The sequence below is a fragment of the Lacinutrix jangbogonensis genome, assembly GCF_000797445.1.
GTDB lineage: Bacteria > Bacteroidota > Bacteroidia > Flavobacteriales > Flavobacteriaceae > Lacinutrix > Lacinutrix jangbogonensis.
Genome location: NZ_JSWF01000021.1, coordinates 36,530 through 53,656 on the forward strand (window position 1 = coordinate 36,530; position 17,127 = coordinate 53,656).

The following is a 17,127-nucleotide window of genomic DNA, read 5'->3' on the forward strand; positions in this document are numbered from 1 at the left end:
CATTTATTTGACACTTAACACAGGCATTACAACTAGTTTTGAAATTATAAAAATAAACTCATGACTAAAATCTTAAGCCGCTTACTCGTATTGGTATTAACGCTATCAGTTCTTAACTGTAAACCATCAACAGACAAAAATGAAACAACTAGTAAAGTTGATAAAATAAACGAACTCGTTAGTTTGTATTCAGAATACGATATGTTTCATGGTACAATTCTCGTTGCAGATCAAGGTGAGATCATCTATAAAAAAGGCTTCGGATTTGCAAATATGGAATGGGATATTCCTAACAAAGTAGATACTAAGTTTCAAATTGCTTCCATGACCAAATCGTTTACTGCCATGCTAATAATGCAATTGGTTGTTGAACATAAATTGGATGTACACGAACCAATTTCTACCTATCTTAAAGACTATCCTAAAACAAATGGAGACCAGATTACTATTCATCACCTACTCACCCATTCTGCGGGCATTGGACGCGATAGATCTAATAAAGAAAAACACAATCAACCAGAAGCTATGGTCAATCAATTTGCAAGTATTCCCTTACGGTTTACGCCAGGAGAACGCTTTAAATATAGTAATTCTGGCTACACACTATTAGGATACATTATAGAAACCATTACAGCACAATCTTATGAAGACGTGTTGCAAGAACGCATTTTTAAACCTTTAGAAATGAAAAACTCTGGATTTCACAAACATAGAAAGTTGATTAAAAACATGGCTTATGGTTATAATAAAAACTTTGGCGAATATTATGATAATGATAGTACAGACGAAACTACAGCCTATGCAGCAGGCGCCATCTACTCTACTGTAGAAGATCTCTTTATTTGGGATCAAGCATTGAATACAGAACTATTGTTACCTAAAAAGTATATGGATCTCATTTTTGTAAAACACATTATCGATTCTGATATCCATTATGGCTATGGTTGGGAACTGATAACAAAACCTATTGGCAATACGGCTGAAGAAGTAGAAACTGTTGGACACAGTGGTTCTATTGGTGGTTTTCGTTCGTTATACACTAAAATCCCGTCTCGTAATGCTTCGGTTATCATATTAAATAATTCCAGTCGCTCCTTTCGTACGTCTATAACAACGGCTATTACAGGAATACTATATAACCAACCTTACGATTTACCTTCTATTCCTTTAGCACAATTCATGCTTAAAACCATTGAAAATGAAGGCATCGATAAAGGCATTCAGTTTTATAAAAACCATAAAGATGCACCAGAATATCATGTAAGTGAACAAGAACTTGTCGTTGCTGGTTATCGTTTTTTACATGCTGAAAACCCAAAAGCTGCGGCCAAAATTTTCAAGCTAGCTACAGAAGTGTTTCCAGACCATGACAATCCTTTCGATAGTTATGCTGAAGCATTAATGGCATTAGGAAAAAACGATGAAGCGATTAGTAATTATAAAAAGTCTTTGACCTTAAACCCAAAGAATAATAACGCTATTAAAATGCTCGCTAAATTAGGCGTAACATATAGTACAGATCTTTTAAAAACAAATAATTGGGGAAAAGAACTGTTTGCAATCCCGTTACACTTTGCTCCAGATATTGAACTTAAAGGTTTCGAAGCTGCACGTTTTCCAAAAGGCTGGAACGATACCAAAAGTCCTAATTTTTGGACCTACGCTTTTGCTTGGAAAGTTAATATTGATAAACCGCTAACGCAAACACAAGTAGAAGACTATTTAATACAATATTACAATGGTTTATTAAGCGGTGTTAATAAAGAAAAAGACCTTGTATTGCCTAAAACAACTGTAGAAATCACACAAAATAAAGAAGGTGCTTTTGTAGGTGAAACAACTATTTACGATACTTTTGTTACTAGAAAACCACTAGTTTTACACTTTAATATAAAACAAACCCTTTGCGACAAAAATGGTGAATCTATACTACTCTTTAGAGTATCGCCTAAAAAGTTTAATCATAAAGTATGGCGCGATTTAATGGACATTAGCGTTTTAGAAAACAGTTGCGATTAAGAATCTTTTGGTTTCATAGCGGAAACGCTTAAGCTCATTCCTTAGCGTTGTAGTACAACCATTTTATAACCAAGCATATTAACCTGCAACTCTAGGATTTGACTTAATACCGACCTTTCTACTTTTTGAAATAATCATACTACAAAAACCAAATTTCTCTGTAATAAAACCTAAACATTTATAAACGCCCAAACCATGTATTGGGTATTTATAAACCACATCTGTAAAATGTACCGCATCAAAATACTTACCAGTTTTATCTACAAACGTGCTTAATCGCATTAGTTTTCCTTGTGACGTTCTGTTATGTCTAGAATTAACCAAGTTTCCATAGATAATAACTTGTTTATTTACATGCTCAGGCATTTCAAGAGCTGTAATATCATGTGCGACGGTTTCACCTATTAAATTAAAATAACCACACAACGGAAACCCTAATAATTCCATCTCATCGTAAGCATTTTCAATGGGATCTGTCACTAATTTAGGCAACTCAAAATGCTTGTGAACAGGTTTAAATAATTTAGGGTGCTTGCTTTTAGATGTACTAGCATTCAGTTTAAAAATAGCATGCCATAATAATTCGGTTTTAGGCTTTTTAGTAAACCTAAAACACCCAATTCTTATTAATATCGATAACTGCTCGATACTCACGTTAATACGGTCTATAAAATCTTCTAAAGACAAGTAATTACCATTCAATTGGCGTTCGTTTAAAAACCTTTGAATCACTAGTTTTTCTAAATTCCGAAGGTATCCAAAACCCAGATAAATAGCTTTCCCTAGCACTCTATTTGGGTGGTCGCTAGTATTAATACACGGTAATTCTATAATGGCGCCTTGCATTTTAGCTTCGTGTAAATAATGTTCTGCACTATAAAACCCACCACCATTATTAAGAACAGCCACCATAAATTCTATAGGGAAATAGCATTTTAAAAACAAACTTTGATAACTTTCTACAGCATAAGATGCAGAATGGCCTTTTGCAAAAGCATAACCTGCAAAACTTTTAATTTGATTCCAAACTTCGAATATTAAAGCTTCAGAATGTCCTTTTTTTTGCAATTGGCAATAAATTTTTGCTCCACACCTTCAAACTCTTTTTTGGAACGAAATTTACCGCTCATGCCACGTCTTAAAACATCTGCTTCGCCTAAAGTTAAATCTGCAAACTGATTGGCTACTTTTAAAACATCTTCTTGATAGACCATCACGCCATAAGTATCTGGCATAATTTTTAAAAGTATTGGATGTGCATTTTTCCTATGTTCTGGAAACCGGTGTCTTTTTATATATTCTTCCTTCATTCCAGAACCCGAAACACCTGGTCTAATAATAGAACTTGCGGCAACCAAACCCAAATAATCTTGCGTTTGTAATTTTGTCATTAATCCACGCATAGCAGGAGATTCTACATAATAAGCGCCAATAGCACCACCACTTTTAAGTAAGTTATTAATGTTTACATCGGTTTTAAAACGCTCCAAATCATGAATATCTATTGGTGGTAACTCGGGTCTGTTTTTAGCAATAATTTGCAAAGCATCTTTAATTTTAGCTAAACCTCTCTGACTTAAAATATCAAACTTAAAAACGCCAACCTCTTCTGCAATATTCATATCAAACTGAACTGTAGGAAAGCCTTTTGGTGGTAAAAATGTTGCTGAATATTTATGAATAGGTTCGTCAAGAATTAAAATACCTGCCGAATGCACACTAATATAATTAGGAAAGCCTTCAATTAATTTTCCGTATTTTAAAACCAGCTGTCCAACGTCATCCAATTGATTACTAGGTAAACGGCCTTTACTTAATTTGTCTATCTCTTCTTTTGGCAATCCAAAAACCTTACCTAATTCTCTAACTACAGCTCTATATTTAAACGTATTATACGTTGCTAAAAGCGCAGTGTTTTCGAATCTATTAAAAATATATTGTGTAACATCTTCTCGGTCTTTCCACGAGAAATCGATATCAAAATCTGGTGGCGACGCTCGAAACGGATTGATAAACCGTTCAAAATACAAATCTAATTCTATAGGATCTACATCTGTAATCCCAATAATATAAGCGACAATACTATTGGCGCCACTGCCTCGACCCACATGAAAATAACCTTTGCGTTTAGCATAAGAAATAATATCGTAATTGATTAAAAAGAAACTTACAAAATCTAAAGCTTTTATAGTGTCTAGTTCTTTTGTTATGCGCTTATAAACCTTTTCTGTTGGCTTACTATAGCGCTTTGGCAAACCTTGATAACACAGGTTTTCCAGTAGTTTATAATCGGTTGCGTTGCTTTTGGTATACCGTTTAAGATTTTGAGAGGTTCTTTCGCTTCCAAACCCAAAATCAATAGTACACAATGCCATAAGATTTGCTGTATTTTTTAGCACATTTGGGAAGTCTAAAAAGGCTAATGCTGTATCTTCTTTAGGCAACATAATCTCGTCCTGTTTACATTCTTCCTGTTTATCCAGTTTACTTAATAAGCAATTGTTATCAATCGCTCTCAATAATCTGTGCGCATTAAAATCTCTTTTATTTCTAATGGTTACCGTTTGAAGCACTACCAAAGTATCTGTAAAGGTTTTGAGTTTAGAAAACCTAAGCTTTCTAACTTCTGCTACGGAAATACCTATAAACTCGTAAGCTTCGAATACAGAGATCTCTAATTCTAAGACGTTTTCAAAAGGATAAATTATAAACGCATGCTCCAATTTTGGGGCTTTATCTGGAATCTCAAGCTTGTTTTCTAAATAATGAGAAAGCAAACTGTTTAATTCATGGAAACCCTTATTGTTTTTCGCGATTCCAACAAATTGCTGCTTGGCACCATTTCTAAAATCAATGCCAACAATAGGTTTAATAGCGTAATTTTTTGCCTGTTTTATAAAATTCAGGCAGGCAGACGTGTTATTAATATCTGTTAATGCTACGCAAGACATCTCGTTTTTTTTGGCTAATTCTAATACATCAATTTCAGAAAAAGTACCATAACGCAGCGAATAATAAGAGTGACAATTTAGATACATTATTGCTTTCTATGTGCTAATAAAACTGGTGGTTCGCCATTAAAAGGATTCTGAAATCTCCCAATGGTTTTCGCACCAATAGAAGAGGCGCGCATAATACTTAATTCGCCATATTTCTCGCGCACACCATCCATAGCTTTGTATAAATTTAGTAAGGCTTCGGTATCATCAAATAAATTTATTTGATAGTTACCACTCACAATATCCGTGAATTTCACACCAACCAAACGTACTAATAAACGTCGGTTATAGAGTTTTTCAAAGAGTTCTAAAGCCGTTGGAATAATGGTATGGTCTGCACTCGAATAAGGAATTTTTATTTGTTTACTATAGGTATTAAAATCTGAATATCTAATTTTAACACTCAATGTTCCTGCTAATTTATCTGCACGTCGTAATTGAAAGGCCAAATTTTCAGCCATCGCAAAAATGGTGGTTCTCAATTTGGCAACATCAATAGTATCTCTATTAAACGTACGTTCTGTAGAGATCGATTTCCGTTCGTGAAAAGGAATTAAAGGCGCATTATCAATCCCATGTGCGCGTTTCCAAATCGTAACACCGTTAACACCTAAAGCACTCGCCATCATTTCAACGGGCATTTGTTGTACAACACCAACGGTATCAACACCTAAATTTCTAAGAATCTGATATGTTTTCTCACCAACAGAAGGGATTTTACGAATGGATAAAGGCGCCAAAAACAGTTTTTCGAAACCTGAATCAATTTTTAATTGGTTATTTGGTTTGGCTTCTCCAGTGGCCACTTTAGACACTATTTTATTTCCAGACAGTCCAAAAGAAATTGGAAGTCCAGAGTCTTTTATAATTTTTTGTCTTAATTCTGAAGCGTATTTATAAGTGCCATGAAACTTATCCATACCTGTTAAATCGGCATAAAACTCATCTACACTTGCCTTTTCAAACACAGGTACTTTCTCCTTTATAATTTCTGTAACCAAATGAGAATATTTAGTATAAATACCAGAATTCCCTTTAATTACAACTGCTTCAGGACACAAACGTCTAGCAATTTTCATGGCCATTCCCGAATGTACACCAAACAACCTAGTCTCGTAACTGCATGCCGCTACCACGCCTCTATCTCCTGTGCCACCAACTAATAACGGTCTGTTTTGTAGACGCGAATCAATCAATCTTTCGCAGGAGACAAAGAACGTATCTAAGTCTAGATGTAAAATAGTATTTAGCATAATGCAAATATAGTTTGCAAATCAAACAATGATTGTTTAGTTTTGAAACATTATGGATTATTTCTCAAAAAATATTAAATACCTCAGGCATTTAAAAAACCTGTCTCAAGAAACTTTAGCCGAAGAGTTATGTGTTAACAGATCTCGAATTGCTGCGCATGAATCTAACAGAACAAAACCTAATGTAGAGATGTTACTGGCGATTTCTAATTTCTTTAAAATCCCTATAGATGCGATTTTAAAAACCGATTTAAGCAAGCTTAACGGCAACTCGTTTATAGAATTAGGAAACCAGCGCATCTTGTTTCCTATAACCGTAGATATTGATAATGAAGATCTTATAGAAATAGTCCCTATAAAAGCTTCTGCAGGCTATCTTTCTGGTTACGACGATCCAGAATATATTGAGCAACTGCAAAAAATTAAGCTGCCGTTTCTTCCCACAGGCAAGCATAGAGCGTTCCCTATAAAAGGCGATTCTATGTTACCCATGAAAGATGGCGCTTTTGTTATTGGCCGTTTTATTGAAGATAGAAGCCAAATAAAAACAGGCAATACCTATGTGTTACTCACTAAAAACGATGGCATGGTTTACAAAAGAGTTTTTAATAATATTGCTTTTAATAATTCGCTATTGTTAATGTCTGATAATAAATTCTATAATGATTATAGCGTGCCTATGGACGATATTTTAGAATTATGGGAATTTACCTGTAGTATAAATACCCAAGAATATAGCAAAGAAGAACTTAAAATAAGTTGTATTATGAATATGATGAACGAACTTGGAATTGAATTAAAAGCTTTAGAGAAATTGGTTTCTTAGGTGGGAATTCTGATGTGGTTTTTGGCTTGTAATTTATAATAAATCGAACTATATTTACTGTAACCGTTTGACTGCACCTCTATTTATATGATAAAATTTAAATACTTCGCCGCTTATATTATACCACTTCTAGGTTTACTAACCTTTAATACCACAGGTATTTATGCGTATATAGGATTATTTATTTTATACGTTTTAATTCCTGTTTTAGAGCAAATCCTTCCAAACAATACCTATAATTTAAATGACATTGAAAAAGGTCTCGCAAAGAAAGATGTGTTTTTCGATTTGGTCCTTTATCTTTCTGTACCGCTTCATCTTTTTGTTGGTTACCAGTTTTTAATCACTGTTTCTAGTACAGCAATACCGCTCTCCCATTTGATTGCTTGTATTTTAATGATGGGTACTATTCTTGGCGTTAACGGCATTAATATTGGTCATGAATTGGGGCACAAAACAGAGCATCCAGTAAAGCAGATTTTAGCACATATTATGCTATTAACATCGCTTCAAAATCATTTTATACCGTATCATAATGGTGGACACCATAGAGATGTTGCCACACCAGACGATTATACTTCTGCTAAAGAAGGCAGTATTTTTTACTTTTTTGCAATACGCTCTCAAATTGGTGGCTATTTTAAAACATGGAAACTAGAAGCACAACGCCTAAAAGCGCAAGGCAAAAACGCGATTCTTAATCCTATGATTATCTATACGCTTTTACCAGTACTTTTGCTTTTTAGCATCTTTTATTTCTTTGGTCTACAGGTTATGTTTATCTACTTTATTACCAGTGTTATTGGTATTTCTATCTTGGAAGCACAAAACTATTTTGCACATTATGGCTTGCGTAGAAAAATGCAAGACAACGGAAGATATGAACGTGTAAAACCAAAACATTCTTGGAATTCAGATCATATTATAGGACGTGTATTATTATTTGAACTCACACGGCATTCAGACCATCACCATATGGGCGCAAAACCATACCATTTACTAGACTCTAAAGAAAACAGCCCTAATTTACCTTATGGTTATCCAGCGATGCTCGTACTCTCTTATTTTCCCTTTTTGTTTAGACCGATTATGAAAAAACAATTGGAGTTGTATGGTGTTGGGTAGTGGTTTTCTTGAAAATGATGTTGTGATTAAGGTTTGGTTATTTTTGGAAATTGGGTGTTTTTTTGTTTTGTTTTTGGGTGTTGAGATAATGTGAAGAATAGGTTGGAGAGTGTTGTGTGAAATGAATAACTAGCTCTTACAGTATAACATTCCACTCACTAACAACTGTTTTACAATAACACTATTAAGTTCAGTGAAAATTTAATATTGATATTTATTGAATTATACTATTCTTAAGAGACGAGCGATAATTTGAATTCTTCTAGGAACCTATTACGTTTTTATCGAAAACTAATTCATTTTAATTAAGAAATGATAAACTTCACAAATTGCACTATCTCTTTGATGCATCGATTTAATTACTTTTAAACTACTATTCTTACTTAATTCAATATTCATACTATATGAAATAAGTTTTGCTCTTTCATCGTATTCTTCTTTTAATGGTAATTCCTTAATATACTGAATGTACTTATCTTGAAACTCAGAAAATTTTTCTGTTTCCGAATAAATAAGCATAAAATTCCTAGATAATCCATTTGTATCATAATCGATTAATAGCTTATTTAAATGATTAATAATAGTTTTGTTTCCAGAATTAAAAGAACTTAATCTCATAGCTTCAACTATGGCAACAGGCATATTTCTACTATTTCGAACCATTATATCTAATTCTCCACTAAATTTTTTGGCTTTACCACTTCTAGTTTGGTCAGTAACAAAATATCCTTTTGATCTAAGGTTATCAGTAAAATTATCCGTAATTAAATCTTCAATTTTAACAATATTTTTACGTTCTAAAATCCTAGAAGATATTTCCCATATATCATACGTTAAGTCTTCTGTAGTAAATCCGAAATCAGTTTTATACTCGCCTGATGACATATCATATGGGCCAATCAACTTTGATAAATCTACATTTTTCAAATACATTTGACATTGAACCGTTTGAACTTTAGCATTTCTTGCTCTTTCAAGGTATTCATAATCAAACATGAATGGAGAATCTTCCTTTAAACAATTCTCACAATTACATTGTATATTAGTTTCGTGATGTGGAAAATTTAATGTTTCATTAATTATATCTAATTCTCTTTTAATAATACTCAATAATGTAGCTTTATTATTACCTGAAACTTTAATCTTGATTGTTCTTGAAAACTGATTACTTTCAATTATTCCTATAGAATCATTATGCTTAACATAAAGACCATTTTTCCAATAAAAATTGTCAAAAATAGAATCTTTTAACCTTACAGTTAAACGTGATAAAATTCCTGCTGGCATAAAGTCATATTTATAAATTAAACTTATTGGGTCTATAATTTTAATTTCTAAATCAGGTGAACTTGGTCTTAATAATTCTGGTATAATAAAAGTTCCTTTATTTATTTCAAAACAAAGTTCAAATTTTTTCATTAACTCAATTATGTAACTCATCTGCTGAGAATCATAATCAGGTATCTGTTTTTCTAATAATTCGTTATCAAACTCACCAAATTTTTTGATTACATCATTCAAATCAAGTATTCTATATACACAATTCGTTGCCCATTCAGGTTTTAAAAATACTATTGGTTTTAGAATTGGATTGTCTATAAAATGCAAAAACACTCCTAAATCATGAAAATAATTACTTAAATGTTTAGATTCTACTTTATTAAGTCCATAACTATGGCAAATATCTATATAAGTTTCATAGGATATATAGTTATCCGTAAGTTCTTCTAAGTCTTCTCTAATATTACTCCAAACTTCAGGTAATTTATCTCCAATATGTGGTAGAGTAGCAATATTTGATTTTATACAATCAACTAGATCTTCAATGTTTGTTCCTTCTTTTGCACTTACTGATTTAAAAGCTTTAATATTTGGGAATTTCTCTTTCAAAGATTTCTCATCTATTTCTTTTACTCTTTCATCAATTTTATTGAGAACAATAATTACAGGAGATCCATTACTAAGCATTTGTATTATATTCAGCCAATAATCAAAATTTATTAGTGATTCATCTTTTCTGGCTTCCCATAAAAATAGGTAAATAGATCTTTTCGTTAGAAAAAATTGATGAGTAGAATGATATATTTCCTGTCCTCCAAAATCCCAAGCATTTAATCTAATTCTTTGATTTCCATCATTCTCTGTTTCACAACTAAGATGCCATTTAAAGATATCAATACCTTCAGTAGTAAGGGTTTCAGGATTACTACCATTAATCATCTTGTTAATTAAATAGGTTTTTCCCACAGCTCCTTGACCTACAACTAAAAGTTTAGCTTCGTTTAAGCGTACTGAAGCACCTAAATGCATGTAGTAGTTTAAAACACCCTTTAATCCTTGTTTTGAAATTTCAACTGGAACATCACCTATTGGATTACCACTTAAGTTCAAATCTTGAAGCTTTTTAAGCTTTGCAAATGACTTTGGTAAAGTAATAATATTATTACCTGTTAAATTTAAATAACGAAGCTCTGTCAGTTCACATATTTCTTCAGGTAAATCAGTTATATTGTTATAACTTAAATCTAAGTGCCTTATCGATTTTAGATTATTAATATCATCAGGCAAGTTCTCAATGGAATTTGATGATAAATTTAGATGCTTAAGGTTTACAAGAAGTAATGATTTTGGGAATTTACAAATTCCATTATTACTTAAATCCGCTTCTTTTAATTTATCAAAAGATGAAAAATCAACTCTTAATGTTTCTAATTTATTAGATGACAAGTCAATTTTTTCTAATGAAATAAAAAGTTTCTGTAAACCAATTAAATCAGTTACTCTATTACCTCTAAAATTTAAAACTTTAAGACTTTTACATAAAGTAATTACTTCTGGAAAAAGAATAAACTTATTATTACTCAAATTTAAATTCTCCAACAATTCGAAATTTTCAAAAAAGTCAGGTAATTCAGTTAAACTATTATTAAATAAATTTAAAAATTTTAATCTTTTAAAGTTCTTAATTTCACTTGGAACACTTTTTAGTCGACCATTTTCTAACCTTAAATCTTTTATTTTATTTGGATTCTTTGGATTGATTTTATTTTTAATGTCAGGCTTCATAAAAAGAATTTAAAGTATTATTAATAAGGTATTCAAATATAATATAATTTGTAGTACTAATGCGATAATGTAAATAGCTCTTCTTTCTTATCATCCTTAACAAATCATTCCTTTTAATTATAAAAATTAAAACTACAAAAAACAAACAGCATCATTTTACGGTAACCCGTAACTCATTAAAAATAAGAGAAACTAATTATAGCTTATGCTCCGTGAATACACAAACGTATACCATTGGATCGTGTTTTTATAGCGTATAAATACCTGTTTATTAAAAAAAGTACGCATCAACTAGTAGCATCATATTTTTTCTTAAAATCTAAAGGCGTTGTGCCTACTTTTAATTTAAATAGTTTAGAAAAATGTGCATAGTCTGTATACCCTAAAGTTTCGGCTGTAGTAGATAACGGGTTTTTAGAATGTACTAGTAATCGTTTGGCCTCTAATAGTACACGCTCTGTAATAAGTGCTGTTGTGGTTTTATTTAGAGTAGATTTAGTAATTCTATTTAAGTGTTTAGAAGTGATGTTTAATTTATTGGCATAGAATTTTGCAGATTTTTCAGTTTTATAATACGTTTCGATTGTGTTTTCTAAAACAGCTAACGCTTGTAAATAAGAGGACGACAAAACTTCTTTTCTAGAGGCCATAGTACTATAAATACGAGACAAATCGATATAGGTGAGATTAATAAGGCTTGCTAACTTTTGCTTTTTATAAGTGTTCTTTTCGTGGTATTCGGTATTTATTTCTTGAAAACGTGTTGCTATAGCACCCAATTGTTTTGTGTTTAGCATAAGATTTGGAGGGTTCTTATAAGAATAGTAAAACGGGAATTGGCTTATTTTTTTATTCAAAAAATGAAGTTCGTAAAACGCTTGAGTATGAAAAAAAATATAGCCTTTTGGAACACTCGAAAATGTCCAACGGTGTGTTTGCCCTGGTCTTAAAAAGAAAACACTTCCACGAGAAACGCTATAAGTATTAAAATCTATTTCATGTGTTCCTGTACCTTCAGAAAAAAACACACATAAAAAGAAATCGTGACTGTGTGGTTTGTGTACAATGCGCTCATTCTTTTTTAAATGTAGACTTAAAGCGTTGCTATAAAAATTTGATAACGCGTCTTCTTCTTCAAACTGTTCAATATTTAAAATTGGCAAACTTTTCATAATACTAAAATAGGTCCTAAATATACAAAAACTGGAGCCCTTTGTACAAACAAAACTCTAAAACAATACCATACATTTGCGCTATTAAAGCAGTATATTATTGTGTTTTATACCAAAATGGCTTTAGAATGCAATACGTCTTATTTACAAACAAATAATACGTAGTGAATGATTATAATAAAGCGTTTGATTATGAAATTTTTAAAAGGAACTAAAATTTATAGTATTTTCACTGGAAACTGTCCTGTGTGCCACAATGAAAGCATGTATACCGTGCCTAATCCATACCATGTAAGAAGTACCTTAACTATGGAAGAGCGTTGCAGCCATTGTAACACACGGTATAAAATTGAACCTTCTTTCTTTTTTGGAGCCATGTATGTTAGTTATCCTGTAGGTATTGCTATTGGCGGAACGTCCTTCTTTTTAACCTATTTTGTATTTAATCTCACTTTAGCAGTTTGCTACCTTTTACTAGTTATCGTTATGCTTCTCGCGCTACCAGTAATTTTAAGGGTGTCAAGAAATATATGGATAAATCTTTTTATGAACTTTAACAAAGCCAAATCCTCTAAAAGAAAGGAAACCATTAAGAATTAAAATGATGCTGTTTTTATATAGCTTTTACTACTGCTACATCTGCGTTCTTTAAGTCTACCTTTTAACTTTTGAACATAAATAGTAGCACAATGAAATAGCACTTTTTATGATACTATTCATGTCAAAAAAAAAGCGCAATTACATATTATAATTACGCTTTTAAATCATGACATTAAGTTATTTCAGGCAAGTACTATTTGAGAAACGCATTGCTCTTCTACTCCAATTTTTCATCCGCAATTTGAAACCGCGACACCATCACTTTCCACAATTTATTAGACGCTCCAGATTTACCACTACCATAAGTTGAAGGCGACTCTTCGTAAGATTCTATACCACCATAAATATATCCAATATGTACTGGCTCTGTACCAGAAAAAGTGCTATCACCATCGATAACATCGGTTTCCATATTATTTATCGTTAAATACTTAGCATTGCTATTTGGCATAAATGCGGCTTCTGCTCCGTAAAATTTAGTGGAAGGAAAAATGTTTGAAATAGTATCAAACGCACTAACTTTAGTGCTTACATTGTACTTAGAATAGCCTAAAGTATTTGAAAACCCAGACAAGAATTTATCAAGTTTACCATTACCAATACCTCCAGGTAAAAAGGTATGAAGATCTTGACTTTGCGTATCGTAGATTACAAAATCTGGGCAAGAATACACATTAGAATTATTCTGGTTGTGCTTAGCATCTACAGTAAATTTTGTTGTTCCGTTTGGTGTAATGTAAATGGCATCGTTCCAAGCCGCATATACCTTCTCACCGTATTTAAATACGCCAGCCATTAATGCAAAATTAGAGGCGATCGCATTGTTTTTATCGAGATAAACAGCAGGAACAATTGGTAAATCGCGTCTTCTAAAAATAGAAGTGCTGTCTGCCAGCTTCGGATTATCTCTTAAAACACTAGATGACATATCGCTAATAGTATCTGTTACGGTTGCGGTAAGTTCTAAAGTGCTCACATTTGCTGAGAAACCAAATTCATAAACCGCGTTTAAATACACCTGACCTGGACCAAAATCGTGTCCAGCAGCCAAGTAAAATTGTTTGTCTATCACTTTTAATTCACCACCAGTAGCCTTTAAAGTGCTGTTGTTTCCAAATTTAAAAAGATCCGTCCATTCTAAAGCTGATAGATTCCAATCGTTATTGACTAGTCGCATTAAAAGTGGGACATTTATTTTCGCAATAGCATCTGATGTTGTATAATTTTTTGCTGTTGCTTTCTGTCCTGCTGGAGGTCCATAACCACCAACAACATAGAGGTACTCTCCAGATTGTACTGCTTGAGGATTGGTACAGATAAAAACAGTACCGTATTCTTCTAATAGGTTTGCCACTTTTAGACAAGTCGCTTTAACAACTTCAGACTCCCCATTTTCACCTTTTGCCATCGTTTGAATAGTTCCTAGCAGGGTCCAAAAATCTAAAAATGCTTTGGTTCCTGTTTCTGGATTAAACGCATAAATAAATGAGTTAAAAGATTTCGCTGGAAATGACTTTAACGAATAATCGTTTGTGTTAAGATTGTGTAATCCTCCTAGATTCTCGTTTTCGTTCGTTCTTCCTGCAAAAAGCAACCAATCGTTACCAATTTTTGCATGTGCATAAGATTGCAAAGCTGGCGCGAGATAATTAGTGTCGACAGCTTCTAAGGCTACAGAATAGGTGTAAAAAGCTTGGACGCCGCTTTCTATTAAAACGGCCTTAGTTTCGGTTCTCTTCCCACAAGATGCTAAAAGAAAAGCGAGCATTAATAGCGTTAATAGGTTCTGGTTTTTTAATTTCATGGGTTTCGATGTAAAGTTAGTACTCTTTTAGTGTTTGTTTTTTATAGTGTATTACTGCTGTACTTTATTAGTGCTACGCGACACATTTAGTGCGCGATTAATAAAACCCTAAGCTTTTTTATTCTTTTTTTTCTCATTTCTCATTTCTCTATTCAGTTTACGTGTTTTAAGTGCTAAATCTGGACTAGAAAGGCTTCCCCAAGTGTCTTCCATGTGTTTTATTTTATCTGTTGCATTGGCTTGTTTTAAAATATTTAAAACCGCGTTGTATGCAGAATCTAAAGCACCAACAATCCAACCATGATGAACAGAGCAACATTCGCCTGCCAACATTAAAGAGCCATTAAATTCTGGTGTTAATAAGGTTGGATACAAGTTTTTAAATTGTCCAGGCTTAAACAAAGCAAAAGCACCACCATTGGCATGGTTATCCCAAAACCACGTTTTTGTGGTGTCTTCTGGTTTATAGCCTGAAAACTCATCGTAAACTTCTACTTCTGGATAGAGGTATTGAATGCCTTTTAAACATTCGTTTACACGTTCTTGGTCTGACAATGCGCCAATACGTTCTGCATCTTGTGCCCAACAATAGACTTGTAAAACACCACCTTTAGCGTCGTAACCATAAGAAGGGTATACAATTTGTCGGTTTGATTTATCTGAAACCCCAACGCCTAAACCAGCATCTTGCCTTTCGCCTAAAGTGGCCCAAAATTGTGTTTTAAAAGTAATAAACGCTTTGAATGATGGCATATAATTACATTCGCGAATGGCACGTGCCTTTGAGAAGGAGAGTTTATCGAAAAAATTAGTTTTTAAATCGCCACTTAAATACGCTCCATTTGGTAAGGTACTTATAACATAAGGATATTGCTTTTCGATGGTTTTATCGTCATTTTTAATAGTCATTTTCATGCCACCATGGCCATTGTATAATTTTTTATCATAGGTTACATTAGAGACTCTATGATTCATAAACACACGTTCTTTTTTATTTGATTTTTTACCAGGAACCGGTGTTGCTGCATCTGCTGTTGGTACTGAATCTGGAGCGTGTGCTGCTGGTGTTAAATTTGTTGGAGAATAGCCATAATATCCTTTTTCGCCTTTAATCATTCCTGTTAATACTTGGGCTATATTTCCGTCTGACGGCAAAACACCTGTATCTAAATTTAATACTGCTTTGCAGGCCTCTGGAAAGTGTTGCATCCCTTTATCTATAGTTACCATGTATATGTTTTCGTCTTGTGTATCGTACGGATTTTTACTTCCGAGCCAATCGTAAGTCGCCAAAACAATTTCTACAAAAGACACAGAGTACATGCCTGTTCCTACATTTAAGGTTTCTAAATAACTTGCAATATTGTATGGTAAAAAGTCAGATTTCTCTCCCATTTCCGGATCGTAATATTCCCCTAAGTCTCCCAAAGTAAACACATTAGTTAAATACGCCCACATGGAATAATTATCGTACTTCATTAATTTTTTAAAACCTTTAGAAAACGATTTATTAATTGCTTCTAGAAACGGTTCATTGACTTTATCTAATACTTTATTTATAGGAAGATAGGTTTCGCTTTTAGAGGGCTGTACTTCTGTAAGCCAAACCATAGGAATATCTCCACCGTTATCCACATCAAAATTTAAAGTGTTTAAATCCGCCTCTCCAGCAGTAATAGGCTCCTTCATGTTATTGTAACGTAAACGTTGTACAGGAGAATTATAATAAAACTTTCGCCACTTTAGTACTTTATCCTCAAGTCCGTTGCGCTCTAAAACGGTATTTAGAGACAATGCTAATTGTTGTACTGGTAACATGTCTTCTGAAAACTGCGGAATTCGCATGCCTCCTACTTCACCATATAAACCGGCTTTGTCTTTATCTTTTGCATCGTAATTTGTGGAATACCAAGTATCTATTCTACCTCCTACGCGTTTAGAACTTTCGAAGACTTCACATTCTATATTTAAAGACTGTAAAATAAGACCAGCATATAAACCTGCGAAACCACCACCAACAATACCTACAATGGGTTGCTTGTCGTCATCGGAAGTTATGGAAGCCTTAAAATGAGTTGCTTTTTTTCGAGCGCGTTGTTTATTAATGGTGTCTTCGTATTCTGAACCGTGGTTCTCTATTAGCCATTCTGAGAAGGCATTACGAACAGAACCTGCTCTTTTTATTTCTTTTTTGGATGATTTTTTGTTAGGTTGAAATGGAAAATAGCTCATGAGATATCAAGTTTTAGTAGGTTAATGTACA

General features: G+C 33.0%; 9 protein-coding genes and 1 pseudogene. 4 read left to right on the forward strand and 6 right to left on the reverse strand.

Going from position 1 to position 17,127, the window contains the following annotated elements; translation table 11 throughout:
• Positions 1-60 precede the first annotated feature (60 nt).
• The gene (locus RH82_RS05500; protein WP_052158231.1) at positions 61-2,019 is read left to right on the forward strand and encodes a serine hydrolase domain-containing protein; all 1,959 of its coding nucleotides are present in this window, start codon (positions 61-63) and stop codon (positions 2,017-2,019) included.
• 78 nt (positions 2,020-2,097) lie between these two features.
• Here the strand turns inward: RH82_RS05500 and RH82_RS05505 are convergent.
• Positions 2,098-5,057, reverse strand: a pseudogene (locus RH82_RS05505) (DNA polymerase III subunit alpha).
• Positions 5,057-6,271, reverse strand: a complete 1,215-nt coding sequence (locus RH82_RS05510; RefSeq protein WP_034058872.1) for a DNA polymerase Y family protein — start codon at positions 6,269-6,271, stop codon at positions 5,057-5,059. The pseudogene RH82_RS05505 and the gene RH82_RS05510 overlap by 1 nt, the downstream one beginning before the upstream one ends.
• Before the next feature lie 52 nt (positions 6,272-6,323).
• Between RH82_RS05510 and RH82_RS05515 the strand changes: the two genes are divergently transcribed.
• The gene (locus tag RH82_RS05515) at positions 6,324-7,097 is read left to right on the forward strand and encodes a LexA family transcriptional regulator (protein ID WP_034058874.1); all 774 of its coding nucleotides are present in this window, start codon (positions 6,324-6,326) and stop codon (positions 7,095-7,097) included.
• Between the two features lie 87 nt (positions 7,098-7,184).
• Positions 7,185-8,222 (forward strand): alkane 1-monooxygenase, encoded by a 1,038-nt coding sequence (locus RH82_RS05520; protein WP_034058877.1) that lies wholly within the window; start codon positions 7,185-7,187, stop codon positions 8,220-8,222.
• 291 nt (positions 8,223-8,513) lie between these two features.
• Here RH82_RS05520 and RH82_RS05525 read toward each other — a convergent pair whose 3' ends face one another.
• Positions 8,514-11,288, reverse strand: coding sequence for a COR domain-containing protein (locus RH82_RS05525; RefSeq protein WP_034058880.1), 2,775 nt, complete (start codon positions 11,286-11,288; stop codon positions 8,514-8,516).
• A 287-nt stretch (positions 11,289-11,575) separates the two neighbouring features.
• Positions 11,576-12,460, reverse strand: coding sequence for an AraC family transcriptional regulator (locus tag RH82_RS05530; protein ID WP_034058882.1), 885 nt, complete (start codon positions 12,458-12,460; stop codon positions 11,576-11,578).
• Between the two features lie 192 nt (positions 12,461-12,652).
• Between RH82_RS05530 and RH82_RS05535 the strand changes: the two genes are divergently transcribed.
• Complete coding sequence (locus RH82_RS05535) at positions 12,653-13,060, forward strand: DUF983 domain-containing protein (RefSeq protein ID WP_034058954.1); 408 nt, start codon at positions 12,653-12,655, stop codon at positions 13,058-13,060.
• Positions 13,061-13,277: 217 nt separating this feature from the next.
• Here RH82_RS05535 and RH82_RS05540 read toward each other — a convergent pair whose 3' ends face one another.
• A complete protein-coding gene (locus RH82_RS05540) occupies positions 13,278-14,864 on the reverse strand; it encodes a hypothetical protein (RefSeq protein ID WP_034058884.1) in 1,587 nt (528 codons plus the stop codon).
• A gap of 108 nt (positions 14,865-14,972) precedes the next feature.
• Positions 14,973-17,096, reverse strand: a complete 2,124-nt coding sequence (locus RH82_RS05545; RefSeq protein WP_052158232.1) for a flavin monoamine oxidase family protein — start codon at positions 17,094-17,096, stop codon at positions 14,973-14,975.
• Positions 17,097-17,127: the final 31 nt, after the last annotated feature.

Coding starts and splice junctions, on each gene's coding strand:
- RH82_RS05500 (WP_052158231.1), top strand. CDS start 61: ATGACTAAAATCTTAAGCCGCTTACTCGTATTGGTATTAACGCTATCA.
- RH82_RS05510 (WP_034058872.1), bottom strand. CDS start 6,271: ATGCTAAATACTATTTTACATCTAGACTTAGATACGTTCTTTGTCTCC.
- RH82_RS05515 (WP_034058874.1), top strand. CDS start 6,324: ATGGATTATTTCTCAAAAAATATTAAATACCTCAGGCATTTAAAAAAC.
- RH82_RS05520 (WP_034058877.1), top strand. CDS start 7,185: ATGATAAAATTTAAATACTTCGCCGCTTATATTATACCACTTCTAGGT.
- RH82_RS05525 (WP_034058880.1), bottom strand. CDS start 11,288: ATGAAGCCTGACATTAAAAATAAAATCAATCCAAAGAATCCAAATAAA.
- RH82_RS05530 (WP_034058882.1), bottom strand. CDS start 12,460: ATGAAAAGTTTGCCAATTTTAAATATTGAACAGTTTGAAGAAGAAGAC.
- RH82_RS05535 (WP_034058954.1), top strand. CDS start 12,653: ATGAAATTTTTAAAAGGAACTAAAATTTATAGTATTTTCACTGGAAAC.
- RH82_RS05540 (WP_034058884.1), bottom strand. CDS start 14,864: ATGAAATTAAAAAACCAGAACCTATTAACGCTATTAATGCTCGCTTTT.
- RH82_RS05545 (WP_052158232.1), bottom strand. CDS start 17,096: ATGAGCTATTTTCCATTTCAACCTAACAAAAAATCATCCAAAAAAGAA.